Here is a 25,185-nt window from a genome sequence, read left to right as displayed (position 1 = left end):
CCCGAAAGGTCAATCCATGTTCAATTCCGAAATCCCTTCTCAGAGCGAATTGCCGACGACCGGCAGGCTTCTGCGTTCGACGTTCTATGCCCTGGTTTCGGCGGCCGTCATTCTGGTCACGATCGTCCTGCCCGCCGAATATGCCATCGACCCCACCGGCATCGGCCGTGTCCTGGGGCTGACCGAGATGGGCGAAATCAAGACGCAACTGGAAGCGGAAGCCAAGGCGGATCAGGAGCAGACCGCCGCCATGGAGCAGCAGCCCATGACGCCGGCCGCGGAGCCGCCGAAACCGTCGGCGCCCGCGCAAGTCGCAGCACCTTCCGCCGATTCGGCGAAACCGGCTGAGCCGCAAAAGACGGCGGAGGCCCAGGCCCCGACATGGAAGGAGGAAATCTCCTTCACGCTGGTGCCCGGTCAGGGCGCCGAGGTCAAACTGGTGATGGACGAAGGGGCCGTGGCGGAGTTCCATTGGAGTGTCGACGGCGGCGTTGCCAATTACGACCTGCACGGCGACGGCGGCGGCAAGTCCATTGCTTATCAGAAAGGCCGGGGCGTGCCGGGCCATGAAGGGAGGCTGGAGGCGGCCTTTACCGGCAACCACGGCTGGTTCTGGCGCAACCGGGAAAATCAGCCCATCAAGGTCACGCTCCGGGTTCGGGGCGACTACTTGGAGCTCAAACGACTGATCTAACGGCGATGCAGGCCACTACACGGCCCGCGCCGCCCGGCGGCCAACAGACTGGGAAAAGGACGATGTTGCGACACCTCGGAGCCGGGATCGTCTTCGCAATGATGGTGTCTTTCGCCGATGCGAAGGCAGCCGAAAGCATCGGTGTCGATCAACTCGAATCGATATGCCTTGTGACGAGCGCAGATCATGACGCGTCCCGCCGGTTCGACAAATGCGAGAAGCTCATCGCCCATGTTCGCGGTAAACTGAAAACGGGTGATATTCATGGCATGCGGGCCTGTATTCCGGAGAATGCGTCATCCGTCTATTTGGTGATCGTTGGAATGGCCTGGCTTGAAAAGAACCCGACGCCCCCTGAAGAAGAAGCCCATGTCAGCCTCGCGCGGGCCTATGCCCAGCGTTGGCCCTGTCCTTAGATTGGCGGATCCATTGTCCGCGCCCTTTATCGAACGGAGAAACTTAAATCATGAAATCTCGTCTTCTTCACGGCCTGACCGCGGCCCTGCTGATCGGCTCAGCCCTGTCCCTGCCTCACCATGTCGGTATCCCGGGTGCAATCGGGCAGGCTCAGGCACAAAGCAATGAAGCGGCCTGGAAGGATGAAGTGTCGATCACGCTGAAGCCCGGCCAGGGGGCCGAGGTCAAATTGACCATGGCCAAGGGAGGAAAGGCGGAGTTTTCGTGGACGGTCAAAAACGGCGCGGTGAACTACGACCTGCACGGCGACGGCGGCGGCAAGAACATCAGCTACAAGAAAGACCGCAAGGTTAAGAACCACAGCGGCACCCTGGAGGCCGCTTTCGACGGCAACCACGGCTGGTTCTGGCGCAATCGCGGGCGCCAGGACGTTACGGTCACGCTTCGCGTTCGCGGCGAGTACGTCGAGATTAAGCGAATGATCTAATATCATTCAACAGGTCGGGGCGCCGAAATTCGCGCTGCCATGGTTCTGTTTCTGTCCCGCCCTTCGATCATGCGGCGCATTAGCTGGTTAACGGGACAGCTTCAAGCGTTTGATCTCTTTCTTAGAGAGTTGCCGTTTGCCGATCGCATAGACGCCTGAACGGCCGTACAGTCGGCCCGGCGAGAGGGCGGACAACCCGGCGCTCAAGACAACGTCGACGACCGGCGGTTTCGGGGGTTCCTGTTCCAGCGCAACTTCCCACCAAGCTCCGTCGTCCAAAAGATGGAACTGATGCCAGGCGTCGCGTTCGACCATCCGTTTGCCCAGTTCCGAGATCCATGCTGCTTGGCGAGCCTTCTGCTTCATACGGTAGGTTTGCTGTCTCTTGTTCCGGCGGAGGATCCCGGTTGCCGGATCGACCCAGAACTCAAACAAGGAGATTTCCAGTGGTCTTGCGCCGCCCCAGTACGAGTGGACGTACACCTGGCCGTTGCGCCGCGAAACACCTTCGTACGCGACGAAGTCGCTGATGTGATCGCGGACATGCTGTTGCACGGTCGAGGTGACACGAAGGTTGGCGCAGACCTCCGACCACACCTTGTTCCAAGGGCGCCCGACCTGGCGGCCAAAGTAGCGCCGGAGCGGCGCGAGGTTCTCGTTGAGCATCTTGCGGTCGCCGGACTCGGACGCTGCACGCTTCATGCCGACCGCGTACCGCGCAAGTTCAAGGTCACGCGAGGCGCGCCCCTTGCGCGCGCCGTGACCGCCTTGGCGTGGGCGCTCGACGATGACTTTGGCAATGTCATTGCGCATGACTTCTGCCTCCCGATTGATTTGAGTTTTTGAGAGCAAACGACAAACACAAAAAGCGCGGGCCAGCTTCGCTGTCGCGCTTCGATGTCCGCGGGTGGCCGCGGCTATGTGAGGTATGGTTGTCGCTTGTGCCTTAGATACTGGATGCGGCGCCCGATTTCAAGCGCGTACAAATCCGGAGCGGATTTAGCATTGCTCGGTTTCTAAATTTCCGGGCATCGGTCGGAAGGCAAAAAAACCTCGACGGAAGATCCGGACATCTCCGGCGCTTTCTATCGTGTTCTATATGAAGGAATTTTGGTGCGGAAGCGGACAAGTTAAATTGTCATTTGGACAATCTAAGCTGTGATTGGACAAACTAAGATGTTTCCGACACCTGGCCCGGCACGATGAAGTCGTAGTCCAGATGCTCCATCTTGAACTGGCGGTAGACGCAGGCCTCCATCCTGAGGGCCTGTTCATGAATGCGGCGGGTATAGAACTTTGGACGCTCTTCCCGGTCATGGAAGGCGTCGAAATAGGGATTCGGCAGGACGTAGATGCGTTTCAGGACGGCCAGAGGATCGTCCGTGCCGCCGCTGCCTGCGTCGACATCGGCGACGGAGGCCGCAAGGAGAAGAAGCGCGCCGGAGGTGGCGACTAGGATCGAATGTCTGTGCATTGTCCGTTCCTTTTACATCATTATCCGCAATACCGCGCCCCGGCGTTGAGCCCCGCCGCATAGTCGGCGTCCGACTGGCGGCGTGTGACATCGACGGTCCAGCCCGTGCCCCAGCCGGACATCCCGCGCGCGAAGTTGCACCCGTCGGCCCAGCCCTCGCGCCATGACGGTGTGCCGTGGGGCGCATCGACCGCCGACATGGCGCAGGCGCCCGGTAGTGCCGCGAACAGGACGGCGACAATGGCAAAGAATGCGCGCAAGCTCAGGCCGCCGCCCGCGCCTGGGCACGCAGGGTCTCCAGGTTGTCGGGCAAGGCCGCGCGGGCTTCCGGCGGCAGTTGCCGCACATGCTCCAGGATGGCGACCGCATCGCGGTTCGGAAGGTCCAGCGCACCGGAAAATGGCACGAACCGGCCGGGGGCGTTATCCGATTTCCGGAAGAACCCCACCTGTTCCCTGGACTGGCCGTCGTTGGGATCGACGAACAGAACGTCGAACCGCTCGATAGCATCCCACGGATGGAACCGCGCCCCGCCCCACCAGGTGAAGCACCGAAGCCCGTCAGGCTCAATCGACAGGCCCCCGCGCCCGCGCGCGATCGCCCAGGCGTTCACGGAAGCCGCGATGGCCAGGGCCAGCAACCCGGCGACAACAGCAATCACCGGAACGGATTGAAACTTACCTTGACCGGGAACCGTCGCGACATATGCGGCTGCGGCGAGAAACAGTCCCCAAGCAAGAACCGTTGTCGCTCTGCCGCCGCGCCGGACGCCATCGATCCGAACGGTCCGCACCCTTGTTGTCCTCCCTGGCTCGCCCGGGCATTGTCGTCCATGCGCGGGACGAAGGGAACGGTCTTCGTTCGAAGCGCCATCGTAACAGCGATTGCGGGCCTGGGGACGCCCGACGGATGTGTCCGCGTAGGGTCAATTGCAGACAGGGGAAGGTCAAAGTTCATTAGTCCGCTATTCGTCCAAATGCAGAACCTTGTTGAAGCCTAACTTATCGCGCCTCAGGCTCTGGACTAGCGAGGTAGCTTCAGGCGTTTGATCTCTTTCTTTGAAAGCTGCCGCTTGCCGACGGCGTAGACGCCTGAACGGCCGTACAGTCGCCCAGGCGAGAGGGCGGACAAACCCGCGCTCAAGACAACATCGACTACCGGCGGTTTCGGGGGTTCCTGTTCCAGCGCAACTTCCCACCAAGCGCCATCGTCCAAAAGGTGGAACTGATGCCAGGTGTCGCGTTCGACCATCCGTTTGCGCAATTCCGCGACCCATGCTGCTTGGCGCGCCTTCTGCTTCATGCGGTAGGTTTGCTGTCTCTTGTTTCGGCGAAGGATCCCGGTTGCCGGGTCGACCCAGAACTCAAATATGGAGTTTTCCAGTGGTCTTTTGCCGCCCCAGTACGAGTGCACGTACACTTGGCCGTCGCGCCGCGAAACACCTTCGTGTGCGACGAAGTCGCAAATGTGGTCGCGGACATGTTGTTGCACGGTCGATGTGACCCGGAGGTTGGCGCAGACCTCCGACCACACCTTGTTCCAGGGGCGCCCGACCTGACGGCCGAAATAACGCCGGAGCGGTGCGAGGTTCTCGTTGAGCGTCTTACGGTCGCCGGACTCGGACGCCGCACGCTTCATGCCGACCACGTTCCGCGCCAGTTCGAGGTTACGCAAGGCGCGCCCCTTGCGCGCGCCGTGACCGCCCTGGCGTGGGCGCTCGACGATGACTTTGGCAATGTCATTGCGCATGACTTCTGCCTCCCGATTGATTTGGGTTTTTGAGAGCAAACGACAAGCACAAAAAGCGCGGGCCAGCTTCGCTGTCGCGCTTTGATGTCCGCGGGTGGCCGCGGCTATGTGAGGTATGGTTGTCGCTTGCGCCTTAGATACTGGATGCGGCGCCCGATTTCAAGCGCGGACAAATCCGGAACGGATTTAGCATTGCTCGGCTTCTAAATTTCCGGGAAACGGTTGGAAGGCAAAAAAAATCGACGGAAAATCCGGACGCCTCCGGCGCTTTCTACCGTTTTCTATATGAAGGAATTTTGGTGCGGAAGCGGACAAGTTAAATTGTCATTTGGACAATCTAAGCTGTGATTGGACAAACTAAAATGTTTCCGACAACATAAGCTATTGAATTGCTTGTCAGAAAAATGGCTGGGGCGCCAGGATTCGAACCTGGGAATGCCGGTACCAAAAACCGGTGTGTTAAGCCACTTCACCACGCCCCAATCGCCGGGTGTCCGTCCCTACAGGGACGGGCCGACTTCTTAGACCATCTGTTGGCCCTGGGCAAGGGATGCGGGGGGCTGAAACGACGGTGAGTTCGGCTCAGTTCAGCCCGTCGGCGGGCGGCGCCAGGCGGCCGACGGCGACCCACCAGTCCGGTTCCGCGTCATAAAGCCGTGCGGCGGCGGCAAGCGCCGCCTCCGTCGTTTCGTACAGCGCGAAGCAGGTCCCGCCCGACCCGGACATGCGCGTCAGAAGCGGTGCCTCCGTCGCGTCGAGAGCGGCCAGTACCTTGGCCACGGGCGGGCAAAAGGCGCAGGCGGCCTCGGTCAAACCGTTGCTGCGGGCCTTCAGAAGATAGGCCAGATGAGCCGCGTCGATGGGTGTTTCCCGGAATCGGTCCGGGCCCTGAAAGCCGCCGGTCCGGGCCTTGAACACGGCCGGGGTCGAGACCGGCACCTTGGCGTTGACCAGGATCAAAGGGGCCGCGGGCAGGGGCGGGGCGGCCGTGATCTCGTCGCCGATGCCGCCGATAAAGGCGGGTTTCCCGACCCAGCACACGGGGACGTCGGCCCCCAGCTCCAGGGCCAGGGCGCGCATCTCGGCGTCCGCCATCTCGACGCCCCACAGGCGGCACAACGCCTTCAGCGCCGCCGCCGCGTCGGCCGATCCGCCGCCGATGCCCGACGCCACGGGCAGGCGCTTTTCCAGAACCAGATGGGCGCCGGCGTCGATCCCCGCCGCCTCGCGCAGGCGCCTGGCCGTGCGCAGCACGAGGTTATCGGTTTCGTCGGCCAGGTCCTTGGCGAAGGGGCCGCGCACGGTCAGGGTCAGCGAGCCGTCGGCGGCGGCCCGTGCCTTGATCTCGTCGCCCACGTCGGCGAAGGCGATCAGACTGTCGAGCAGGTGATAGCCGTCGTCCCGCCGCCCCGTGACATGCAGGTACAGGTTCAGCTTGGCCGGCGCCGCGACGCTAACGATGGCGTCAGCCACCTACAGACCTTTGTCCAGCTTGGCCTGAATCTTGGGGATCAGGTCCTTGTCCGGGGCGAGGGAGAGCGAGCGTTTCCATTGGAATTGCGCTTCCAGCTTGCGCCCCACCTTCCAGTAGGCGTCGCCCAGGTGGTCGTTGATCACCGGGTCCTGAGGCCGCAGTTCCACGGCGCGTTCCAGTTCGACCACCGCCTTGTCGTATTGGTTCTGGCGGTAATAGGCCCAGCCCAGACTGTCGGCGATGAAGCCGTCGTTGGGGGCCAGCGACACGGCCTTCTTGATCATGTCCGTGGCGCGGTCGAGTTGTTCGCCCTGGTCGATCCAGGTATAGCCCAGATAGTTCAGCACATAAGGCTGGTCCGGGCGCAGGTCGAGCGCCTTCAGCAGGTCCTTTTCCGAATCCTTCCACCGCTTGGCCCGCTCGAAAGCGATGCCGCGCGCGTAATACAGGCTCCAGTGATGGGTCTGCGGGGTCTTCACGCGCTCGATCGCCGCCGAATAGGCCTTGGCCGCCTGCGGATACTTTTCCATGCGCCGGTAGACATCGCCCAAATGCAGATGCGGGTCCGGCAGGTCGGGGCGCAGCTTGGCCAGTTTGTCCAGGCGCTTGACCGCCGCGTCGGAGCGGCCCAGGTCGCCCAGCAGGGCGGCGGCCTGGAGTTGGGCGCTCCAGCCGTAGGGCGAGGCCCCATCCACGCCGTCGTATTCCTTCACCGCCTGTTCCAGGCGCTGGTCCGACTGTAGGATGTCGGCCAGGATGAAGCGCGCCACGGGGAAATCGGGTTTCAGGTAAAGCGACAGCTGAATCAAAGCAATGGCGGTTTCATGCGCGTTCTGCCGGCGCAGGGACGAGCCGATGTCGTACAGCGCCTCGGCAGCGCCATCGCGGGCGTTCTTGATGGCGAGCGGCGGTTTCTTGCCCGCCTCCATGCGTGTCATGGCCGTGTCCATGAGCCGCGAAACGGGATGTTCGCCGAGATAGAGGTTATAGATCGCCTTGGCCCGCTCGGTGTCGCCGGCGCGTTCCAGAAGCGCGCCGAGAAGATGGGTGACGCGGGATGACGGCGGCGATTGCCGCTCGATGACGCCGGTCAAAAGCTTGGCCGCGTCCTCGGTCTTGCCGGTCAGTTGCAGGATCAGCGCCTCGTGGATTTCCACCAGGTTCTCGATCCCCTTCTTGTCCTCCAGCGGCTTCAGGGCGGCCAGCGCGTCCTCGGCCTTGCCTTGGCCGTACAGGCACCAGGCGATGAGAAGCGGCTTGGTGAACACGGAAAGCCCTTCATCCGGCAGTTTGCTCAACAACGCTTGCGCGTCCTTGAAGCGCTTGTACTTCATGTGATCGACGGCGACGGCCAACTGGGCGATGGTCTGGTCCGGGTCTTCCTTCAGATAGTCGCGGGCCAGGGTGACGGCCGTCGCCACGCGGCCTTCGATCAGGTTGACGATGAAGGTCTGACGCAGCAGGCCGGGGGTGGCCGGGCGCTGGATCAGGGCGGCGCCGTAGAACTCGGCGGCGGCGCCCAGGTCGCCCTCGCGCTGGGCCTGGCGGCCGGCGAGATAGTTGCCGATGAAGGTGTTGGCGCTTAAGGCCTCCTTGGCGTCCGGCTTGGCGTTCGCGGCGCCGGTTGAGACGGCCAGGGCGGCGGCGCAGATCACGCCGGCGGCAAGGGAACGGCGAAGGCGGCGGGATGGGGTCACGGGCGGTCTCGAACCTCGGGATCAAATGGGGACGGGCGGTAACCGGAAATCAGTCTAGCCGACACCGGTCCGGGCCGCCATATCTCGCGGCCTTATACCTTGTCGCTGTATCCTTTGGCGAAAAAAGGGCAGTCGCGCATAATAAGCCCATGACCGATCCCCGATCCATCCGGCCCCTGGTTCTTGCGTCCCTGGAAAACGGCGACGGCACGCGCTGCGTCGATCTGTTCCGCCGCGCCGACGGCACTCATGGCTTCGAGGAGTACCGCCGCGACCCGGAAGACCCCCGCGGCTGGTCCGGCGCCGCCGGTTTCGGGGAACGCGTTTTCGCCGACGAAGGCACCGCGCGAAGTGCCGCCGAATTGGCCGTTAAATGGCTGTCCGCCGCGGTTAACGGTTAAAATTCGCTTGTGTTTAAGAGCGTTCGAAAGTACGAATCCTGACGTGATTATGCCCCAGCCGGTTTTGGCAGGCGGTGACCGGACCCTTCGGATCCAAAAACCCCACCAGCCCCAGGAAGCGTCGATCACCCGGAAAGCGCGGTTGCTGTTCCGGTATCTCACCATGTCGTGGCGCCATCCGCCCGGCAACTAGTACAGGACTGTAAGTACATGACCACTGGAACGGTTAAATTCTTCAACCAGCAGAAGGGCTACGGCTTCATCACGCCGGAAGATGGCTCGAAGGACGTTTTCGTCCACATCACCGCTGTCGAACAGTCCGGCATGTCCGGTCTGGCCGAAGGCCAGAAGGTGAGCTTCGAAGTCCAGAACGAAGCCCGCGGCCCCAAGGCCGTGAACCTGCAGGAAGCTTGATCCGAAAGGATCCAGACTAGATCCAAGCTTCAACTGGGTTGAAGTACGGTTCCAGGGTCATCCTCCGCAAGGGGGATGACCCTTTCCTTTTGCGGCCGATTTCGCGGAAACCGCGCGCTGCCCGTTCTTTGCATTTTTGTGACAGCCGTCCGTCGGTTACCATCCGGCCCGAATTCAGGGGACGGCGGGGGACCATCGATTGACCGGCTATATCTTCTTGCTGCTGGCGGGTGTCGCCGCGGGAACGCTCAGCGGCGTCGTCGGCACCGGCGGCTCCATCGTGCTGATGCCGATCCTGGTCTATCAGTTCGGCCCGCAGCAGGCGGTGCCGATCATGGCCATCGCCGCCGTGCTGGGCAACATCGGCAAGGCCGTGGCCTGGTGGCGCGAGGTCGATTGGCGGGCCTTCTGGGCCTATGCCGTGCTCGGCGTGCCGGGGGCGGCCCTGGGGGCGCGGACCCTGCTGGTGTTGCCGCCGGCGGTGGTCGAAGTGGTGCTGGGCGGATTCTTCCTGTTGATGATTCCCGGGCGGCGCTGGATGCAGGCCCGCGATATCCGCATCCGCTATTGGCAGTTGGCCGTTATTGGCGGGGTGATCGGCTATCTCAGCGGCATCGTGCTGTCGACCGGGCCGCTCAGCATTCCGGCGTTTCTCGCGGTCGGCCTGACCAAGGGGGCGCTTATTTCGACGGAGGCGGCGGCATCCCTGGCATTGATGGTCGCCAAGGTCGCGACGTTCCAGCAGGCAGGGGCCCTGCCGGGGCCGATGATCGTGCAGGGGCTGATCGTCGGCGGATCGATGATGGTCGGCGCCTATCTGGGCAAGCGGGTGATGGCGCATCTCAGCCTGAAGACCTTCGAATACGTGATGGATGTCATGCTGTTCTGCTCCGGTCTGGCGCTGCTGTGGACGGCGATTAAATAGCATCCCGCGCATCTCAGGATGCGCAAGCCACGAAATCCAATGGACTCAAGGGGTTCCCGCCACTTAACCTGCATTTCGTGGATGTCTGCCTCGGGGGATTTCATGAGCGGCTACGACTACGACCTGTTCGTCATCGGCTCCGGCCCGGCGGGCCAGCGCGCGGCGGTGCAGGCGGCCAAGCTGGGCAAGCGGGTGGCGCTGGCTGAACGTCAGACCGTGGTCGGCGGGGTTTGCCTTAACACCGGCACGATCCCGTCGAAGACGCTGCGCGCCGCGACCATGCATTTTTCCGGCTACAACGAACGCAGCGTCTACGGCTCGTCCTACAAGGTGAAGCAGGAAGTCACCATGGCCGACCTGCTGGGCCGCGCCGACCATGTGCGCCAGATCGGCATCGACGTGACCCGTCACCAGATGCAGCGCAACGGCATCAAGATCATCGAGGCCACGGCCGCGTTCCTCGACCCGCATCGCATCGAACTGACCCCCTGCGCCGGTGGCCCGCCGTCCCAGGTCACGGCCGAAAAGGTCGCCATCGCCGTCGGCACGACGACCACGCGCGACGACAACATCGCCTTCGACGGCAAACACATCTTCACCTCGGACGATATTCTTGAGCTCGAGACCCTGCCGAAAAGCCTGACCGTGATCGGCGCCGGGGTCATCGGCATCGAATACGCGACCATCTTCGCGACGCTGGGCGTCCGTGTCACGGTGATCGACAAGCGGCTCCGCATCCTGCCCTTCGTGGACGAGGAAATCATCGACACCCTGGTCCACCTGATGCGCCAGGAACGGGTGACCCTGCGCATGGGCGAGGAAGTCTCGGGCATCGACCTGGTCGACGGCGACCAGGGCCAGAAGGTTCATATCGCGCTGAAAAGCGGCAAGCACATCAATTGCGAGACCGTGCTCTATTCCATCGGCCGCACCGGCGCGACGGACAACCTCAACCTGGACGCGGCCGGCGTCGCCGCCGACAGCCGCGGGCGTATCGCCGTCAACGCCAACTACCAGACCGGGGTCGATCACATCTACGCGGTCGGCGACGTCATCGGCTTTCCTTCGCTCGCCTCAACTTCCATGGAGCAGGGCCGCCTCGCCGCCTGCCATGCCTTCGGCGTCCAGGCGCGCAGCTTCCCCGACCTGCTGCCCTACGGCATCTACACGATCCCGGAAATTTCCGTGGTCGGGAAGAACGAACAGGAACTGACCGAGGCGGAAATCCCCTACGAGGTCGGCCGCGCCGCCTACAAGGAAATCGCCCGCGGCCAGATCGTCGGCGATCAGGCGGGCCTGCTGAAACTCTTGTTCGATCCGCAGTCGCGGAAACTTCTGGGGGTGCACATCATCGGCGACGGGGCGTGCGAGATGATCCACATCGGCCAGGCGGTGATGTCGCTGGGCGGCACCATGGACTACCTGATCGACACGGTGTTCAACTACCCGACCTTCGCCGAATGCTACAAGACGGCGGCCTTCGACGGGATCAATCGGATCGGGTGAGCAGGGCGCTGGGGGGGAACGGGTTAGGTCGGCTTTTGACCCAGAGCGGGCGTTTAAGTCGCCGGGCGGAATGTCGTCGTAGGGTGGATACCGCACACACGAAGATCATCACTACTGACGCTTTCGCGCCCGCAACGATGCCTCGGCCTTTTCCAATTCCAGTTCGCCCGGTAGCTTGGGTATCTCCATCCAGAACTCAGGGGCGCCCTTTAAGGGCTCCGGCGGAGCAAATGGATCGGAGAGGGCGTGATCGGCAAGGTCGAGGTCGAGTAAGGGTGGACGTTCTCCGGTCAATGCGACAGACAGGAGCCCGCAGACGCCCTCGTAGGCACTTCGAGCGTCATCCTCTGAGGGGTGCTTGCCCTCATGAGAGAGGTCATTGCGAGCCTTCCTCGCAACGCTTAGCGCCTTGAAGGTGTCCAACGTCAGCAGTCGCTTTTGGAAAAGCAGTTCAATGCGTGCCGATGCGGTCCACGTTCGAGTGTCGCCAAGCTGGTCCCGTCGTGATTTGCTAGGATCCTCGGAAAGCGTGGGGTTTACAACTTCCCTCGACCAAAGCTCTGACGTGAGCTGTTCCGCGACAATCCAAAGGTTTGCGAGCGCAGCGCCCCAGTCTCTCCGAGCTATCCCCGTTGCGCCCTTCAAGAGGTACTCTCCGCGCATGCTGCTCACTCGACCCAGCACATCGAGCCCGGTCTTCATCGCGGCCGTCAGAATGGTCATAGAAATTGTGCGCGGGCGATGCAGCGCGATGGCTTCCAAGGTGCTGGCATGACCGTATCGGATCTGTTCGTGAAATCGGTTTGGGGCTGCCGGACCGGACTTGTGACTGCGTACGTATCGCCAGTCGATGATTGAGCCCGTGTCGAGGCCATCGGGCGTAATAGCCTCACAATAAATGCCGCCGATGAGGAGGCCGGCCAAGCACCGATTAAAGAATTCAACAGCGGCTTGATCGGGCCAGAGATCTTTTATTGGCGGTAGTGCCAGTGCACCATCCCGCGCCAGTACGAGGTGATAGGGAGCAGGTAGGCCAACATCTATCCCGCCAGCGATCTCGTGCAGAGCTGCATAGTCCCAAGATTGGCGGTTCACTTGTTCAATCGTGACGTTCCATGGGGAGAGGGCGTCGCTTTCGATTATGCGGAACGGATGGAGATAGGCGATAAGGCACGGAACGCGCCGTTTCGCTAGGTCATCCTCTGTCAGGGCTGTGGGCTCAGGCTCTGTCATCGACCAAAGTTTATCCCGAAAATCCGATTGTTGAGGAACGTTCTGGAGCTCACTCCCGATTGCCACAGGATCAACAGTCACACGGGACCGATAATATCGGCAATTCTAACAGCGGACGTCGCGAACGTCCGCAACGCGTTGGCAACTTGGCAATTTATGCGATGGCAAGTCCCCTCCTGGCTAGAAGCAGACATGCGCCAACAGCCCGTCACGAGGCTCCAAATCTAAATTTGCGTAAAACAACCGGCAGGGCTGGGCCGGGGGCGGCGGGTCAGACTTCCTTGACCCCGGCGATGACGAAGCCCTGGCTGGCCGGATAGCGGCGTTCCGCGCGGCGGCGGGCGTCGGTCTCGTCAGTGCCCGAGAACTCGATGAAATGGGTGTCCGCCCATTCGTCCTTGAATACCTTATGGCGGCCGCCGGCTTTCAGGGCGTCGAGAACGTCGCTGTTATAGATTTCAAATTCAAACATAGGCATGTACCGATCTCATCCATCTCGTGGACAGCCCTTCTTCCCAGTCGGTGCATCAGCGCCATATCGGGTCCGGTCTGGGCCGGATTTTAGGAGGGGCTTGCTCTGTAGAGCTATGTACGCCGCCGCGACGGCGGCGGCAGTGACCCGGGTCACATAACGCGGGTCGGTGGTGGTGCGGGACCGGCGGCTTTTGCGGCCTACATGTTCGGGTAGTTCGGCCCTTCGCCGCCCTGGGGGGTGACCCAGTTGATGTTCTGGGTCGGGTCCTTGATGTCGCAGGTCTTGCAGTGGATGCAGTTCTGGCCGTTGATCTGGAACTGCGTCTTGCCGTCGACCTCGACATACTCATACACCCCGGCGGGGCAGAACCGGGCCTCGGGCCCGGCGTATTCGGCCCAGTTGACGGCCATGGGCACGGCGTCGTCCTTGAGCGTCAGATGGCAGGGCTGTTCTTCCTCGTGGAAGGTGCCGGCCAGCTGCACGGACGACAGCTTGTCGAACGTCAGTTTGCCGTCGGGCTTCGGATAGTCGATGGGCTTGCAGTCCTTCGCCTTCTTCAGCGCCGAATGATCCGCCCGGTTCTTCAGGGTCCAGGGCGCGTGGCCGAAGAACAGGAAGGTGTCGATGGCGCCCAGGATCAGGCCGGCCCACATGCCCCAGTGGAAGTTGGGCCGCATGTTGCGCGCCTTGTACAGTTCCTTCCACACCCAGCTGTCCCGCACCGCCTGGGTATAGGCCGGCAGGCCGTCGGCCGGATTGGCGCCGGACTTGAGCGCCGCGACCACCGCCTCGGCGGCCAGCATGCCCGTCTTCATGGCCGTGTGGCTGCCCTTGATCTTGGGCGTGTTGAGGAAGCCCGCGGTGCAGCCGATCAGGCAGCCGCCGGGAAAGCTCAGCCCCGGCACGGACTGATAGCCGCCTTCGTTGAGCGCGCGGGCCCCGTAGGAAATACGCCGGCCGCCTTCCAGGATCGGCGCGATCGACGGATGGGTCTTGTAGCGCTGCAATTCGTCATAGGGCGAGAGGTAGGGGTTCTGGTAGTCCAGGCCGACCACGAAGCCGAGCGCCACCTGGTTGTTTTCCAGGTGATAGAGGAACGAGCCGCCGTAGGTCTTGGAATCCAGCGGCCAGCCGATGGTGTGCAGGATCTCGCCGGGCCTGTGGTTCTCGGGTTTGACCTCCCACAGCTCCTTCAGGCCGATGCCGTAGGTCTGCGGGTCGGCGGGCGTGCCTTCCGGGCCCTTGGACCGCAGATCGAATTTCTGTTCGAGCGTCTTGGTCAGATGCCCCCGGCAGCCCTCGGCGAACAGGGTGTACTTGGCGTGCAGTTCCATGCCCGGCTGGTGGTTGGGGCCGGGGGTGCCGTCCCGCATCAGGCCCATGTCGCCCGTGGCGATGCCCTTCACCGTGCCGTCGTCGTGATACAGCACCTCGGCGGCGGCGAAGCCGGGATAAACCTCGGCGCCCAGGGCTTCCGCCTGTTCACCCAGCCAGCGGCAGACAAGGCCGAGGGAGACGATGTAATTGCCGTGGTTCTTCATCTGCGGCGGCGTCGGCAGGCGCAGCGCCCCCGCCGGGCCCAGCAGCATGAACTTGTCCTTGCCGGCCGGCGTGTTCAGCGGCGCGCCCTTTTCCTTCCAGTCGGGGATCAGCTCGTTCAGGGCCCGTGGCTCCAGCACCGCGCCGGACAGGATATGGGCGCCGACCTCGGAGCCTTTCTCGACGACGCAGACGGAAACCTCCGGGTCCAGCTGACAGATGCGGATGGCGGCGGCCAGGCCCGACGGCCCCGCGCCCACGATCACCACATCGAATTCCATGGATTCCCGTTCCATCCTCGTCGTCCTCGCGTCTTAATTGATGTTGCTCGCAATGTGCGTCTGCGAACGCTGGTTATGGCATTCCTTGGGCGTCCGCTGCAACTCGCCTTGTGGATTCAAAGGGGATAACGCGCCCGCAAGCTTGTGGTAGGCTTTCGCCATGACCCAGACCGCAACCGATCCCGTCGCCTTGAAGGCGCTGTTGCAGTGGTATCTGGAGGCCGGTGTCGACGAAGCCATCGCCGACGCCCCCCAGGACCGCTTCGCCGAGCAGGCGCGGATGCTGGCCGCCAAGGCCGCGGCGCCAGCGGCCGTCCGGCCGGGGTTGAGCGACGGGCCCATGTCGCCCGGCCCGGCACGCGGCGTGGCGTCCCCGGCGCGCGGGCCGCTGACCAGGCCGTCGGCCCCGGCCCAGGTGTCCGACCAGGCGGCGGTCAAGGACGCGGTCGCCCAGGCGGCCAAGGCCGAGACCCTGGACGAATTGCGGGCGGCGCTCGAAGGGTTCGATGGCTGCGCGCTCAAGACCACGGCGTCCAACCTGTGCTTTTTCGACGGCAACCCCAAGGCCCGGGTGCTCCTGGTCGGCGAGGCCCCGGGGGCCGAGGAAGACCGCCAGGGCCTGCCCTTCGTGGGGCCCTCGGGCAAATTGCTCGATGCCATGCTGGCCTCCATCGGCCTCGACCGCCACGGCGCGGACGAGGAGGGGGCGGTGCTGATTTCCAACACCGTGTTCTGGCGGCCGCCCGGCAACCGCACGCCGACGCCGTCGGAAGCGGCGATCTGCCTGCCCTTCGTCGAACGCCTGATCGAGATCGTCGGCCCCCGCGTGGTGGTCTGCGTCGGCGGCCCCTCGGCCAAGACCCTGTTGGCCCAGACCCAGGGCATCACGCGGCTGCGCGGCAAGTGGTTCGACTACGCCACGCCCAAGATGGCGGGCCCGATCCCGGCCATGGCGCTGTACCATCCGGCCTATCTGCTGCGCTCGCCGGCCATGAAGCGGGACGCCTGGCGCGATCTGTTGATGCTGAAACAAAAAATCGCGGACCTCGGCGGCGGTTGAACCGGGCGGCATGACGTCCTTGCGTTAACCATAATTTCAAGATGTGTGGTCATGCTTTCATGGCCCCACAAAATGTGGGACAATGCAGATTGTCACGGGGCGGCGCCAAGGCCTGAACTTGGATGCCGGCGGGGGCGTTGCGCGGGATGACGAGGCCGCGTAGGGCCGCCGGAAGGTTGAGGCGCCGGGGACAGGACGCTATAACGTCGCGGCTCATCGGGGAGTAACGCGAAACCGCCACCATAGGCGGGCCGATTAAGTTAGGGACTTCATGGCCGGGGTTAAATCTGTGGGTGCGTCCGTTCTGGCCGCTCTCGCCATCCAATTCATGGCTTGCTCGATGCCTGCCGTCGCCGGGAGCCTCGCTTCCATCGACGGCGGTGACGCCGCGACCATGGCGCCCGTTCCCGCGACGCCCAATGCGGCGGTTCCCCGGGTTCTTTCGGATGCCGACACGCAGCTTTATCAGCGCATCTTCGAGGTTCAGGAAGGCGGCGACTGGAAAGAGGCCGACCGCCTGATCGCCAAGCTGTCCGACAAGCTGCTGATGGGGCATGTCCTGGCCCAGCGCTACCTGCACCCGCGCAAGTACCGCTCCAGCTACAAGGAATTGAAGGCCTGGATGGCCGAGTACGCCGACCATCCCCAGGCCGGGCGCATCTATCAGTTGTCGCTGCGCCGCCGGCCGAAGAACTGGCGCCTGCCGGACAAGCCCGACGTCTTGCCGAGCCAGCCCACGTTCCTCGAGGAAGAGGCCGTGGCCGCCGCCGAGGCCGAACAGTCCGAACAGGACGACGAGGAAAAGGCGGCCAAGGTGCTGCCGACCAAGCGGCTGAGCCGCGCCGACGCCCGCCGCTCGCGGGCCCTGAAGTACCGCATCACCAAGGCCCTGCGCCGCGGCCACACCCTGATCGCCAAGCGCCTGATCGAATCGCCGGACGCCCGGCACCTGTTCTCCACTGCCGAGATGGACCAGGCCAAGGTACAGTTGGGGACGCGCTACTTCTTCGATCGACGCACGGATTGGGCCGCCCGATGGTTGGACGGCGCCTTGCAGCGGTCGGGCAAGTATCTGCCCGACGGCCATTGGACCCTGGGGCTGATTGCCTGGCAGGCCGGCAATTACGTCAAGGCCACGACCCATTTCCGCGCCGCCGCCGACATCGGCTTCGACGATGAATGGATGGACGGGGCGGCCAACTTCTGGGCCGCGCGGGGGCTTCTGGTCACCCGCAAGCCGGAACAGGTTACGCACTATCTTAACGGCGCCGCCCGCCACGCGCGCACGTTCTACGGCCTGCTTGCCGCCCGTATCCTGGGCCAAGAGGTCGCCTACGAATGGTCGTCGCCGCCCGTCGTCGCAGAGGCCATCGGGCGCATCGTCGAATCCCCGCGCGGCCGCCGGGCCATGGCCCTGGTGCAGGCCGGTCAGGACCTGGGGGCGGAGCGAGAACTGCGCAACCTGGCCCGCATTTCCGACAAGAACCAGGCCCTCGCCATCCTGGCCCTGGCCGACGCCGGCGGCATGGCCGGATTGGCCGTGCGCCTGTCCGACCGCCTGTTCCCGGACGGCGGCGGGTTCGACGGCGCCGCCTATCCGGTGCCCGCGTGGCTGCCGTCGGGCGGCTTCACGGTCGACCGGGCGCTGGTCTATGCGGTCATCCGCCAGGAAAGCAAGTTCAACCCCAAGGCCAAAAGCTGGGCCGGGGCCCGCGGCCTGATGCAGTTGATGCCGCGCACGGCCAGCTTCGTGGCGCAGGATTCATCGCTCCACCGCCACCGCCTGCCCAAGCTCTATGACCCTGACCTCAACCTGCGGCTCGGCCAGAAATACATCGGCATGCTGCTTGCCGAACCGCATATCCAGGGCGACCTGCTGCTGCTGGCGGCGGCCTGGAACGGCGGACCCGGCAACCTGAACAAATGGCGGCGGCGCATCGAATATACGAACGATCCGCTGCTGTTCATCGAAACCATTCCGGCCTTCGAAACCCGCCACTTCGTCGAACGGGTGCTGGCCAACCTGTGGATCTACCGCGACCGCCTGGGCCAGGACAAACCGTCCCTCGACGCCCTTGCCGCCGGCCAATGGCCGGTCTACAAAGCCCTAGGCCACGGCAAGGTGGAGGTCGCGATTTTCGATGAGCCAACAGACGGAATTTCTGCCCGTTAACATTGCGGTCCTGACCGTATCGGACACGCGCACCCTGGCCGACGACCGATCGGGCGACACTCTGGTCGAGCGGCTGACCGGGGCCGGGCACAACTTGGCCGCCCGCGCCATCGTCAAGGACGATGCCGCCGTGATCGCCGACCAGTTCCGCCAATGGATCAACGATCCCGCCGTCGACTGCATCATCTCGACCGGCGGCACCGGGGTCACGGGCCGCGACGTCACCCCGGAAGCCCTTGAGGCCGTTGCGGAAAAGATCATCCCCGGCTTCGGCGAGATGTTCCGCTGGATCAGCTTTCAGAAGATCAAGTCCTCGACCATCCAATCGCGGGCCTGCGCGGGCGTGGCGAACGGCACCTACATTTTCGTGCTGCCGGGCTCGACCGGGGCCTGCAAGGACGGCTGGGACGAGATCCTGGTGCATCAGTTGGACATCCGCCACAAGCCCTGCAATTTCGTCGAACTGATGCCGCGCCTGAAAGAGCATATGGCCTAGGTTTCATGCGCTTTTTGCATCGGCCCAGCGCAAAAAATCCATATTGACGAAAGGTCCGATCCGGCGCCAAATCCGCGTCTGAAAGCGGCCGCGCGCCCGGTGCCGGGACGGCAGGGCCAACACGGGCCGCAACGATCCATCGGAGTTTTCAAGAGATGCGTGTCGCATTGCCGGTCGCGGCGGTTGCCGTGATGCTGTCGTCTGCCGCCGTCACCACGGCTGCCCGCGCCAATGACTGCATGGCCGATCCCATGGCCGCCATCAAGACCGCGGAAGCGGACTTCAAGAAGGCCAAGGGTGGTCTCGACAAGGCGGCGGTGAGGGGCTTCAACAAGAACATCGACAAGGCCAAGATGGCCGCCAAGACGAAGATCAACGACGTCGCCTGCGACAGCGTGGCGAAGGCCGTGGGCTTCCTGGCGCCGAGCAAATAAGGCCCCGCGGGACGCTGGTCCCGCGGGCTGCGTGAACCGAAACGCCGGCCGGCGGGGGCATGCTCCGCCGGCGGCCGTTTGTCGCGGCGCGGAAGGCCGATTCGCCCCCTTTTCCCCCGTTCGGTTATCCACAGGCCCCGGCGCGTGCTGTGGACAACCCGGATCCACGAATCCTGAAAACGTCAGTTTCCTGAAAGTTTTATCGCGTATCCTTCCGATCGCGGTGGAACCGGCGTTTTTGCCCGCCCACGTCACTATCGTTTTGGTATCATTCCCGCGCTGGATTTGCCGCGTCTAAGGGGGCCCGATGGACAAGTTCATGAAAAGCCTGTTGATCGGCGTTGCTGCGTCGATCGTGGTGATCGGCGGCATCGCCGGGATCGGTATCTGGGTCAGTTCGGAGCCGAGCGCCGCGACCTCGTCCGCCGCCATGGTCAAGGACGACAAACTGCATACGGTGCGCATGCGCCCACAGGCCGTGCAGGTCGGCGGCTACAGCCTGAAAAGCAAAGAAAAGGCCAAGCTGCTGCTGGTGTCCGTCGGGATGCGGGTGACCGGCGGGCACAACGCGGCCAAGGTGTGCCAGTTGATGCCGCGCCTCGTGTCCTCCCTGAACACGACCTTCGCCAATCTGGTCAACTATTCCGGTAACGCCCAGGATGCGATTCCCAAAAATCTGACCAGCCAATTGCAGCAGCGCTTCAATAAGGCACTGGGGGAGCGCGTGGTCGATGACGTGTTCCTGACCGCTTATCAGGACAAGAAGGACATCCCGCCGACCACCTGTCCGGACGCGACCTGACGGTCGCCCGCCGATGCCGGGTGGGCGGGTTTTCCCTGCCGGACCTAGACCTTTGGCGTGCTTGTCAGTAGGGCTGAGCGAAGTATTCTCAAGACCACGTTGGGTAAATGAAGGCCCGCGCGGTCCATCAAAAAAACCATATCGAGGGTGCGGCCGAACTTCCGAAGGCATTTCGGAGAGGGAAGGATGCCCGGTTTCATCAAAAGCGTTCTGATCGCCAGCACCGTCGCGGCGGGCACGGTGGGCTCGGTTGCCGCCATCGGGACGGGGTTCGACGTCTCTCTCCCGGGGGGCGGGGAACGTGCTTCCGACCGGGGGCCGTCCGTGGTCCGCATGGCGCCGATCGCGGTCCATATCGGCGGCTGGACGCTCAAAAAGAAAAAGAACGAGGACAAGGTGGTAATCGTATCGATCGCCATCGACGTGCCGAACGGCGACGCGCGGGACGCCGTCTGCCGGCTCATGCCGAGGCTGGTTTCGGCGGTCAACGGCGAGGTTTCGCGCAACGTGCTGTATCAGGACACCTGGAAGGAAGCCCTGACCGGCAGCCTGGGTCAGCGCCTGACGGGGCGTTTCAACCGGGCCCTGGGCCGCACCCTGATCAACGACGTCCGCTTGCAGGCCCATGGCAGCAAGGCCGAGGCCCCACCGCCGACCTGCGCCGCCGCTGCCTGACCTCAGCCCCGGCCTTCCAGCAACGCCCGCTGGGCCGCCAAGGCGTCGCCCATATGCTCCATGAAGGCGCGCACTCGCTGTGTGTTGCGCAGGTCCGCGTGGGTTAACAGCCATAGCGCGGATTGCGCGTCGTCGATCGGCTTCGTGACCCGTTCCAGGGCGGTCTCGGGATCGGCCATGAAGCAGGGCAGCAAGGCCAGCCCCATGCCTTGGACTGCCCCGGTCATCAGCGTCAGAAAATTGTTGGAACGCAGCGCCACCGGGGCTTCTCCGTATTCCCGCGCCATCCATTGCGCCGCCGCCAGATGGCTCAGTGAATCGTCGAAGGCCATCCAGGGCCGGGCTGCCAGGGCTTTCTGTCCGCGCCCCTTCGGCGCCTGTCCCCGGGTCGCATAGACGGCAAAGGCCAGGGCAGAGACCCGGCGGCCGACCAGGGTGTCGGGCGGCTCATTGGTCGGGCGCAGGGCGACATCGGCCTGGCGTTTCGACAGATTGAAGAACTGGTTGTCTAGAATGACGCTCAACGCGATGCCCGGGAAGGTGGCCTGGAACGCGGCCAGCGGTGGGCCGAGCAGACAGGTCGCGAGGTCATCCGTGGTGGTTACGCTCAGGGGGCCGCTCAGACGCAGGTCGCGGCCGGTCACCCGCCGTTCCATGGCGTCGATCTCGGCATCGACCCGCTCCGCCGCGTCGCGCATCTCGTCGCCGGCCAGGGTCAGGGCGTAGCCTTCGCGGTGGCGTTCGAACAGGCGCACGCCCAATCGGCCCTCCAAGGCCTCGATGCGGCGGAACGCCGTCGAATGATTGACGCCCAGCGCCTTCGCCGCCCCCGACAGGCTGCCGGTCCGGGCGACGGCCAGGAAGAACCGCAGGTCGTCCCAATCGCGCATGGGTGAAGTTTGGCGTAATTTTGCATTTTTGCAAATAAAGTTGGCAATTTCTGAGAATTTATTTGCACTCAAGCAAGGCATAGGGTTCCGCCACCGACGCGGCGATGGGGCCGCGTCCCCCCACAAGGACCACCGAACCTTTAACCGAATTGACCAGGAGTCATTCCGATGATTGATCAGAAAACCGCCCCCTATGCCGCCCTGCTGCTTCGTGTTTCGCTCGGCGTCATGTTCATCGCCCACAGCCTGTATCTCAAGGTCGTGGTGTTCACCATTCCAGGCACCGTGCAGTTCTTCGAAAGCCTGGGCCTGCCCGGTTTCACCGCCTATGCCACCATCGCCGCCGAAAGCCTGGGCGGGATCGCCCTGATCCTGGGTATCCAGACCCGTGTCGTGGCGCTGGCCCTGGTGCCGGTTCTGGCCGGGGCCTTGTGGGTGCATGCCGGCAACGGCTGGCTGTTCACCGCCCAGGGCGGGGGCTGGGAATATCCCTTGTTTCTGACCATTGCCGCCCTGGTCCAGGCCCTGATCGGCGATGGTGCCCTGGCCCTGGCCAAAAGCCCGAGCCTGGAGCGGATCAAACAGTTGGTGGCCGCGTAATCCCCATCCACATCCGCGCCCCAACGGGAAAGGCCCGGCAACGATGCCGGGCCTTTTTCCTGTGTACCGGGTCGCTCAGGTTTTGCGGCGGGCGAAGGACGGGCCGTCGTCGACATCTTCCAGTTCGTCGATCAGGGCGATGCTGAGGCCCGCGAGGTTGGCCCGGCTGTCGGCCAGGGCCTGGTCCGTGGACCAGCGCACGCCGCCGAAGGGATCGATGAAGCGCGGCCGGCGACGCAGCCCGACCAGCCAATAGCCGCCGTCGGGGGCCGGGCCGAACACGGCGTCGTGGCGGCCCAGCCGCTTGAACGCGCGGGCGATCATCTTGGGCTGGATACCCGGAATGTCCGATCCGATCAGCACCACGGGCCCCGGCGGCAGCAGCGCCATGACCCGGGCCATGCGCGCGCCCAGATCCCCGCCGCCCTGGCTGAGGAAGGAGCGGCATCCCGGCGCGGCGGCATGCCACAGGCCCCGGTCGAAAATGCTCTGGTCCGGCGACACGGCCAGCCAGCAACGCCAGCGCGGATCCCGGCCCAGCCGCCGTGTCAGCCCCGCCAGCATGCCCCGGTAGAAGGCCCAGGCGCCGACGCCGCCGATATGCCGCGCCAGGCGTGTCTTCACGCGGCCCAGGCGCGGCGCCTTGGCGAAGATGACCAGATGGTTTTGCAGGGTCTTGCGCGTCACCGGTACAGACGCTCGATCCAGCGCGGCGGCAGGCCCGCATAATGCAGGCCCAGGCACAACAGGTTGCGCAGCGGGCGCAGCCACCAGCCGCCCTTGCGATAGCGCACGGCCGAGGTCGTGACGGCCGAGGGCAGGGGGGTCAGGCGTTTGTTGCCGATGCGGCGCACCAGATCCACATCCTCCATCAGCGGCAGGGGTTTGTAGCCCTCTAGGAAATCGTAGAACGGCCGCGAGATCACCAGCCCCTGATCGCCGTAAGGCAGGCCCAGATGTTTGGCCCGCCAGTTGGCCAGATCTTCGACCCGTCGCGCCTGCGGCGCCGGGTCGTCCAGGATCAATTGGAAATATCCGGCCCGGAAATGGTTGTCCCGGTTGCCGGTGAAGCCGCGCAGGATGATCTGCCAGCCGCGCTGAAGGGCGCTGTCCGCATGCAGGAACAACAGCCACGATCCCGCCGCCGCCGCCGCCCCCGCGGCCAACTGCGGTCCCCGTCCGCGCGGGGCCGCGACGACCTTGGCGTCGAAGGCGCGGGCGATGCGCTGGGTTCCGTCGGTGGAGCCGCCGTCGGCGACGATGACCTCGAAATCGATGCCGGCGCCGGACAGGCTGTCCAGGGCGCGGCCCAAATCCGTGGCCGCGTTCAAGGTCGGGATGATGACGCTGAGGGTCGGCGGCACGGCGACGCGTTCGGCGGCGGGCGGGGCGTCCGGCGCACTGTCGGCCGGATTGTCCGGCGCCGGGCCTTCCGTCGGCGGGTGATCGGGGGGCAGGTCGCTCACGGCGTCGGGCTCCGATGGCGGCGCGTCATCGGCGGGGGTTCATGACAGGCGTCGGAAAGGCCGGGTGTCAGCGCCGGGGGCGCTGCTGCGGGCGGTTGCGCACGGGGATCGGCACGGGCGCCGGCGGCGGAGCCAGCAGTTCGGCCAGGCCGTCGAGGATGCCGTCGATGATGTCCTTGATCTTGCTCATGTACCCATGCCCAGACCACGTTATTCCACGGCGGGCCGGAAAACGCCCGGCCCGTAACCTGAATGAAACTCTAACAAACCATGACGGTTCTGTCACCGGGACTCTTGTCCAGGTGCGCGGGGCGACGGCCCGCCGGTCCGCCGTGTGGGGAGGTCGGCGGTTTAGCGCTTGGTGATGGTGATCGGGCGGCCCTGCTGATGATAGATCAGCCCATGGGGAGGAGATTTCTGGTCGTCCTCCTCGCAACGGTATTGCGACGCTTCCGTTGCGTTGGGGGCGTCCGGCACGTTCAGGGTGATCAGCTTGCGGGCTTCTTCGCTGCTTGACGCCTTGACCCAGAACGAATCACCGTCGGCGACGGGATAGATGTGGAAATTGGGCAATTCGATCTCCTTGCTGCCAGTGACGAGCATATAGGAGTTGGCAGGCGCAAGCGAGGGAACTCGGCGGTCGGCGCGCGATATCGCATTCAGTCAACATCAGTATAAATGTTCTTGTATTGTTCTTTTGTCGCGATATCCTCATCCCATGTCCGGATCGCCTAAATTCGGCTCTGCCATGAAGGGGCGGGGCGCCGTTTCCAACCAGGACGGCCGTTTCGAGCGCCTGACGCGGGAAGCCGTGGACGACGGCTGGGGCGATGACGGGGACCTGCCGCCGCTGCGCACTCAGGTCCTTCCCGATGCGGCGCGCAAGGTGATCGCGCGCAATACGTCGCCCGACATTCCCTTCGACCGCTCGCTCAACCCCTATCGGGGGTGCGAGCACGGCTGCGTGTACTGTTTCGCGCGGCCAAGCCATGCCTATCTGGGCCTGTCCGCGGGGCTTGATTTCGAAACCAGGTTGTTCGCCAAGCATGACGCGGCGGCATTGCTGCGCCGCGAACTGGCGGCCAAGTCCTACCGTTGCCAGACCCTGCAACTGGGGGCCAACACGGACCCCTATCAGCCGATCGAACGGCGGTTCGGCATCACCCGCGGCGTGCTCGAGGTTCTGGCCGCCTGTAATCATCCCGTTTCCATCACCACCAAATCGGATCTGGTGCTGCGGGATATCGACATCCTGGCGCCCATGGCGGCGAAGGGGCTGGCGTCGGTCGCGGTTTCGGTGACGACCCTGGACCGGGGGCTGGCGCGGCGGCTTGAACCGCGCGCGCCGACGGCGGCCAAGCGGCTCGGCGCCATCGCCGGCCTGGCCGGGGCGGGCGTGCCGGTGACCGTGCTGGCCGCCCCCATGATTCCGGCCCTCAACGACATGGAACTGGACGCCATCATCGCCGAGGCCGCCGCCGCCGGGGCGACGGCGGCGGGCTATACCCTGTTGCGCCTGCCGGGCGAGGTCGCGGACCTGTTCCGGGAATGGCTGGAAACCCATTTCCCCGACCGGGCGGAGCGGGTTCTGAACCGCGTGCGGGCAAGTCGCGACGGCGCCCTCTACCGCGCCGAATGGGGAACCCGCTATACCGGCACGGGGGTCGAGGCGCAGTTGCTCGCGGCGCGCTTCAAGGCGGCGCTCAAGCGCGCGGGCCTGGACCGGGCACGGTCCGGCAGCCGGCCGCTGCGCTGTGACCTGTTCCGCCCGCCGACGCCGCCGTCGGCGCAGATGTCCCTGTTCTAAGGGGGGCGGCACAATC

The 25,185-nt window shown here is 64.4% G+C and carries 30 protein-coding genes and 1 tRNA gene; 15 read left to right on the top strand and 16 right to left on the bottom strand.

The window, feature by feature from the left end; all coding sequences use genetic code 11:
* Positions 1 to 16 precede the first annotated feature (16 nt).
* From RJ527_04580 to RJ527_04570, 3 genes are all read left to right on the top strand, one after another.
* The gene (locus tag RJ527_04580; GenBank protein WND77025.1) at positions 17 to 694 is read left to right on the top strand and encodes a transmembrane anchor protein; all 678 of its coding nucleotides are present in this window, start codon (positions 17 to 19) and stop codon (positions 692 to 694) included.
* Between the two features lie 62 nt (positions 695 to 756).
* Positions 757 to 1,110, top strand: a complete 354-nt coding sequence (locus RJ527_04575; protein WND77024.1) for a Rap1a/Tai family immunity protein — start codon at positions 757 to 759, stop codon at positions 1,108 to 1,110.
* Positions 1,111 to 1,160: 50 nt separating this feature from the next.
* The gene (locus RJ527_04570) at positions 1,161 to 1,598 is read left to right on the top strand and encodes a hypothetical protein (protein ID WND77023.1); all 438 of its coding nucleotides are present in this window, start codon (positions 1,161 to 1,163) and stop codon (positions 1,596 to 1,598) included.
* Positions 1,599 to 1,685: 87 nt separating this feature from the next.
* Here RJ527_04570 and RJ527_04565 read toward each other — a convergent pair whose 3' ends face one another.
* From RJ527_04565 to RJ527_04530, 8 genes are all read right to left on the bottom strand, one after another.
* Positions 1,686 to 2,411, bottom strand: a complete 726-nt coding sequence (locus RJ527_04565; GenBank protein ID WND77022.1) for a hypothetical protein — start codon at positions 2,409 to 2,411, stop codon at positions 1,686 to 1,688.
* 358 nt (positions 2,412 to 2,769) lie between these two features.
* Positions 2,770 to 3,072: a hypothetical protein gene (locus tag RJ527_04560; protein WND77021.1), complete on the bottom strand. Its 303-nt coding sequence runs from the start codon at positions 3,070 to 3,072 to the stop codon at positions 2,770 to 2,772.
* A 20-nt stretch (positions 3,073 to 3,092) separates the two neighbouring features.
* Entirely contained in the window at positions 3,093 to 3,332 is a 240-nt protein-coding gene (locus RJ527_04555) for a hypothetical protein (GenBank protein WND77020.1), read from the bottom strand.
* A gap of 2 nt (positions 3,333 to 3,334) precedes the next feature.
* A complete protein-coding gene (locus RJ527_04550; GenBank protein WND77019.1) occupies positions 3,335 to 3,733 on the bottom strand; it encodes a hypothetical protein in 399 nt (132 codons plus the stop codon).
* A 362-nt stretch (positions 3,734 to 4,095) separates the two neighbouring features.
* Complete coding sequence (locus RJ527_04545; protein ID WND77018.1) at positions 4,096 to 4,821, bottom strand: hypothetical protein; 726 nt, start codon at positions 4,819 to 4,821, stop codon at positions 4,096 to 4,098.
* 405 nt (positions 4,822 to 5,226) lie between these two features.
* Positions 5,227 to 5,303, bottom strand: a tRNA-Gln gene (locus RJ527_04540).
* A gap of 100 nt (positions 5,304 to 5,403) precedes the next feature.
* The gene (locus RJ527_04535; protein ID WND77017.1) at positions 5,404 to 6,294 is read right to left on the bottom strand and encodes a 4-(cytidine 5'-diphospho)-2-C-methyl-D-erythritol kinase; all 891 of its coding nucleotides are present in this window, start codon (positions 6,292 to 6,294) and stop codon (positions 5,404 to 5,406) included.
* Positions 6,295 to 7,992, bottom strand: a complete 1,698-nt coding sequence (locus RJ527_04530; protein ID WND77016.1) for a tetratricopeptide repeat protein — start codon at positions 7,990 to 7,992, stop codon at positions 6,295 to 6,297. It lies immediately after the preceding gene.
* A gap of 149 nt (positions 7,993 to 8,141) precedes the next feature.
* On the opposite strand from RJ527_04530, the gene RJ527_04525 reads away from it, so the two are divergent.
* The 4 genes from RJ527_04525 (at position 8,142) to sthA (ending at position 11,238) form a co-directional block, all read left to right on the top strand.
* A complete protein-coding gene (locus RJ527_04525; protein WND77015.1) occupies positions 8,142 to 8,393 on the top strand; it encodes a hypothetical protein in 252 nt (83 codons plus the stop codon).
* 210 nt (positions 8,394 to 8,603) lie between these two features.
* Positions 8,604 to 8,807 carry a cold-shock protein gene (locus RJ527_04520; GenBank protein ID WND77014.1) on the top strand — a complete coding sequence of 68 codons (204 nt, stop codon included), beginning with the start codon at positions 8,604 to 8,606 and terminating at the stop codon, positions 8,805 to 8,807.
* A gap of 199 nt (positions 8,808 to 9,006) precedes the next feature.
* Positions 9,007 to 9,732 (top strand): sulfite exporter TauE/SafE family protein, encoded by a 726-nt coding sequence (locus tag RJ527_04515; GenBank protein WND77013.1) that lies wholly within the window; start codon positions 9,007 to 9,009, stop codon positions 9,730 to 9,732.
* 102 nt (positions 9,733 to 9,834) lie between these two features.
* On the top strand, positions 9,835 to 11,238 hold the full coding sequence (gene sthA, locus RJ527_04510) for a Si-specific NAD(P)(+) transhydrogenase (GenBank protein ID WND77012.1): 1,404 nt from the start codon (positions 9,835 to 9,837) through the stop codon (positions 11,236 to 11,238).
* Between the two features lie 111 nt (positions 11,239 to 11,349).
* Here the strand turns inward: sthA and RJ527_04505 are convergent, their stop codons facing one another.
* The 3 genes from RJ527_04505 to RJ527_04495 form a co-directional block, all read right to left on the bottom strand.
* Positions 11,350 to 12,471 (bottom strand): hypothetical protein, encoded by a 1,122-nt coding sequence (locus RJ527_04505; GenBank protein ID WND77011.1) that lies wholly within the window; start codon positions 12,469 to 12,471, stop codon positions 11,350 to 11,352.
* A 271-nt stretch (positions 12,472 to 12,742) separates the two neighbouring features.
* On the bottom strand, positions 12,743 to 12,949 hold the full coding sequence (locus RJ527_04500) for a hypothetical protein (GenBank protein WND77010.1): 207 nt from the start codon (positions 12,947 to 12,949) through the stop codon (positions 12,743 to 12,745).
* Between the two features lie 194 nt (positions 12,950 to 13,143).
* A complete protein-coding gene (locus RJ527_04495) occupies positions 13,144 to 14,781 on the bottom strand; it encodes an electron transfer flavoprotein-ubiquinone oxidoreductase (protein ID WND77009.1) in 1,638 nt (545 codons plus the stop codon).
* A 145-nt stretch (positions 14,782 to 14,926) separates the two neighbouring features.
* Between RJ527_04495 and RJ527_04490 the strand changes: the two genes are divergently transcribed.
* From RJ527_04490 to RJ527_04465, 6 genes are all read left to right on the top strand, one after another.
* Positions 14,927 to 15,826 carry a uracil-DNA glycosylase gene (locus RJ527_04490; protein ID WND77008.1) on the top strand — a complete coding sequence of 300 codons (900 nt, stop codon included), beginning with the start codon at positions 14,927 to 14,929 and terminating at the stop codon, positions 15,824 to 15,826.
* Between the two features lie 289 nt (positions 15,827 to 16,115).
* Complete coding sequence (locus RJ527_04485) at positions 16,116 to 17,999, top strand: transglycosylase SLT domain-containing protein (protein ID WND77007.1); 1,884 nt, start codon at positions 16,116 to 16,118, stop codon at positions 17,997 to 17,999.
* Complete coding sequence (moaB, locus tag RJ527_04480; GenBank protein ID WND77006.1) at positions 17,968 to 18,495, top strand: molybdenum cofactor biosynthesis protein B; 528 nt, start codon at positions 17,968 to 17,970, stop codon at positions 18,493 to 18,495. Before RJ527_04485 ends, moaB begins: the two co-directional genes overlap by 32 nt.
* A 155-nt stretch (positions 18,496 to 18,650) precedes the next feature.
* Positions 18,651 to 18,929 (top strand): hypothetical protein, encoded by a 279-nt coding sequence (locus RJ527_04475; GenBank protein ID WND77005.1) that lies wholly within the window; start codon positions 18,651 to 18,653, stop codon positions 18,927 to 18,929.
* Positions 18,930 to 19,236: 307 nt separating this feature from the next.
* Positions 19,237 to 19,731 carry a hypothetical protein gene (locus RJ527_04470; protein WND77004.1) on the top strand — a complete coding sequence of 165 codons (495 nt, stop codon included), beginning with the start codon at positions 19,237 to 19,239 and terminating at the stop codon, positions 19,729 to 19,731.
* Positions 19,732 to 19,917: 186 nt separating this feature from the next.
* Positions 19,918 to 20,406 carry a hypothetical protein gene (locus RJ527_04465; GenBank protein WND77003.1) on the top strand — a complete coding sequence of 163 codons (489 nt, stop codon included), beginning with the start codon at positions 19,918 to 19,920 and terminating at the stop codon, positions 20,404 to 20,406.
* A 2-nt stretch (positions 20,407 to 20,408) separates the two neighbouring features.
* Here the strand turns inward: RJ527_04465 and RJ527_04460 are convergent, their stop codons facing one another.
* A complete protein-coding gene (locus RJ527_04460; GenBank protein ID WND77002.1) occupies positions 20,409 to 21,296 on the bottom strand; it encodes a LysR family transcriptional regulator in 888 nt (295 codons plus the stop codon).
* Positions 21,297 to 21,464: 168 nt separating this feature from the next.
* Here RJ527_04460 and RJ527_04455 point away from each other — a divergent pair, with 168 nt between their 5' ends.
* Positions 21,465 to 21,896, top strand: a complete 432-nt coding sequence (locus RJ527_04455) for a DoxX family protein (protein WND77001.1) — start codon at positions 21,465 to 21,467, stop codon at positions 21,894 to 21,896.
* Between the two features lie 75 nt (positions 21,897 to 21,971).
* Here RJ527_04455 and RJ527_04450 read toward each other — a convergent pair whose 3' ends face one another.
* The 4 genes from RJ527_04450 to RJ527_04435 form a co-directional block, all read right to left on the bottom strand.
* Positions 21,972 to 22,583, bottom strand: coding sequence for a TIGR04282 family arsenosugar biosynthesis glycosyltransferase (locus RJ527_04450; protein WND77000.1), 612 nt, complete (start codon positions 22,581 to 22,583; stop codon positions 21,972 to 21,974).
* Positions 22,580 to 23,362 (bottom strand): TIGR04283 family arsenosugar biosynthesis glycosyltransferase, encoded by a 783-nt coding sequence (locus RJ527_04445; protein WND76999.1) that lies wholly within the window; start codon positions 23,360 to 23,362, stop codon positions 22,580 to 22,582. The genes RJ527_04450 and RJ527_04445 overlap by 4 nt, the downstream gene beginning before the upstream one ends.
* 67 nt (positions 23,363 to 23,429) lie before the next feature.
* The gene (locus RJ527_04440; protein ID WND76998.1) at positions 23,430 to 23,552 is read right to left on the bottom strand and encodes a hypothetical protein; all 123 of its coding nucleotides are present in this window, start codon (positions 23,550 to 23,552) and stop codon (positions 23,430 to 23,432) included.
* A gap of 161 nt (positions 23,553 to 23,713) precedes the next feature.
* Entirely contained in the window at positions 23,714 to 23,935 is a 222-nt protein-coding gene (locus tag RJ527_04435) for a hypothetical protein (protein WND76997.1), read from the bottom strand.
* Positions 23,936 to 24,080: 145 nt separating this feature from the next.
* On the opposite strand from RJ527_04435, the gene RJ527_04430 reads away from it, so the two are divergent.
* Positions 24,081 to 25,169: a PA0069 family radical SAM protein gene (locus tag RJ527_04430; GenBank protein ID WND76996.1), complete on the top strand. Its 1,089-nt coding sequence runs from the start codon at positions 24,081 to 24,083 to the stop codon at positions 25,167 to 25,169.
* Positions 25,170 to 25,185 lie beyond the last annotated feature (16 nt).

The sequence above is a fragment of the Thalassospiraceae bacterium LMO-SO8 genome (assembly GCA_031655335.1).
In the GTDB taxonomy this organism is placed as follows: domain Bacteria; phylum Pseudomonadota; class Alphaproteobacteria; order Rhodospirillales; family Casp-alpha2; genus UBA1479.
Note: the sequence above shows the minus strand (reverse complement) of the source record. Positions and strands in the feature narration are given on the sequence as shown.

What these genes read in the sequence shown, in the direction of transcription:
- RJ527_04565 (WND77022.1), bottom strand. Translation starts at nt 2,411, where the DNA reads ATGCGCAATGACATTGCCAAAGTCATCGTCGAGCGCCCACGCCAAGGC.
- RJ527_04490 (WND77008.1), top strand. Translation starts at nt 14,927, where the DNA reads ATGACCCAGACCGCAACCGATCCCGTCGCCTTGAAGGCGCTGTTGCAG.
- RJ527_04580 (WND77025.1), top strand. Translation starts at nt 17, where the DNA reads ATGTTCAATTCCGAAATCCCTTCTCAGAGCGAATTGCCGACGACCGGC.
- RJ527_04430 (WND76996.1), top strand. Translation starts at nt 24,081, where the DNA reads ATGTCCGGATCGCCTAAATTCGGCTCTGCCATGAAGGGGCGGGGCGCC.
- RJ527_04505 (WND77011.1), bottom strand. Translation starts at nt 12,471, where the DNA reads ATGACAGAGCCTGAGCCCACAGCCCTGACAGAGGATGACCTAGCGAAA.
- sthA (WND77012.1), top strand. Translation starts at nt 9,835, where the DNA reads ATGAGCGGCTACGACTACGACCTGTTCGTCATCGGCTCCGGCCCGGCG.
- RJ527_04465 (WND77003.1), top strand. Translation starts at nt 19,918, where the DNA reads ATGCCCGGTTTCATCAAAAGCGTTCTGATCGCCAGCACCGTCGCGGCG.
- RJ527_04560 (WND77021.1), bottom strand. Translation starts at nt 3,072, where the DNA reads ATGCACAGACATTCGATCCTAGTCGCCACCTCCGGCGCGCTTCTTCTC.
- RJ527_04460 (WND77002.1), bottom strand. Translation starts at nt 21,296, where the DNA reads ATGCGCGATTGGGACGACCTGCGGTTCTTCCTGGCCGTCGCCCGGACC.
- RJ527_04575 (WND77024.1), top strand. Translation starts at nt 757, where the DNA reads ATGTTGCGACACCTCGGAGCCGGGATCGTCTTCGCAATGATGGTGTCT.
- RJ527_04520 (WND77014.1), top strand. Translation starts at nt 8,604, where the DNA reads ATGACCACTGGAACGGTTAAATTCTTCAACCAGCAGAAGGGCTACGGC.
- RJ527_04545 (WND77018.1), bottom strand. Translation starts at nt 4,821, where the DNA reads ATGCGCAATGACATTGCCAAAGTCATCGTCGAGCGCCCACGCCAGGGC.
- RJ527_04455 (WND77001.1), top strand. Translation starts at nt 21,465, where the DNA reads ATGATTGATCAGAAAACCGCCCCCTATGCCGCCCTGCTGCTTCGTGTT.
- RJ527_04525 (WND77015.1), top strand. Translation starts at nt 8,142, where the DNA reads ATGACCGATCCCCGATCCATCCGGCCCCTGGTTCTTGCGTCCCTGGAA.
- moaB (WND77006.1), top strand. Translation starts at nt 17,968, where the DNA reads ATGAGCCAACAGACGGAATTTCTGCCCGTTAACATTGCGGTCCTGACC.
- RJ527_04500 (WND77010.1), bottom strand. Translation starts at nt 12,949, where the DNA reads ATGCCTATGTTTGAATTTGAAATCTATAACAGCGACGTTCTCGACGCC.
- RJ527_04495 (WND77009.1), bottom strand. Translation starts at nt 14,781, where the DNA reads ATGGAACGGGAATCCATGGAATTCGATGTGGTGATCGTGGGCGCGGGG.
- RJ527_04570 (WND77023.1), top strand. Translation starts at nt 1,161, where the DNA reads ATGAAATCTCGTCTTCTTCACGGCCTGACCGCGGCCCTGCTGATCGGC.
- RJ527_04440 (WND76998.1), bottom strand. Translation starts at nt 23,552, where the DNA reads ATGAGCAAGATCAAGGACATCATCGACGGCATCCTCGACGGCCTGGCC.
- RJ527_04470 (WND77004.1), top strand. Translation starts at nt 19,237, where the DNA reads ATGGACAAGTTCATGAAAAGCCTGTTGATCGGCGTTGCTGCGTCGATC.
- RJ527_04475 (WND77005.1), top strand. Translation starts at nt 18,651, where the DNA reads ATGCGTGTCGCATTGCCGGTCGCGGCGGTTGCCGTGATGCTGTCGTCT.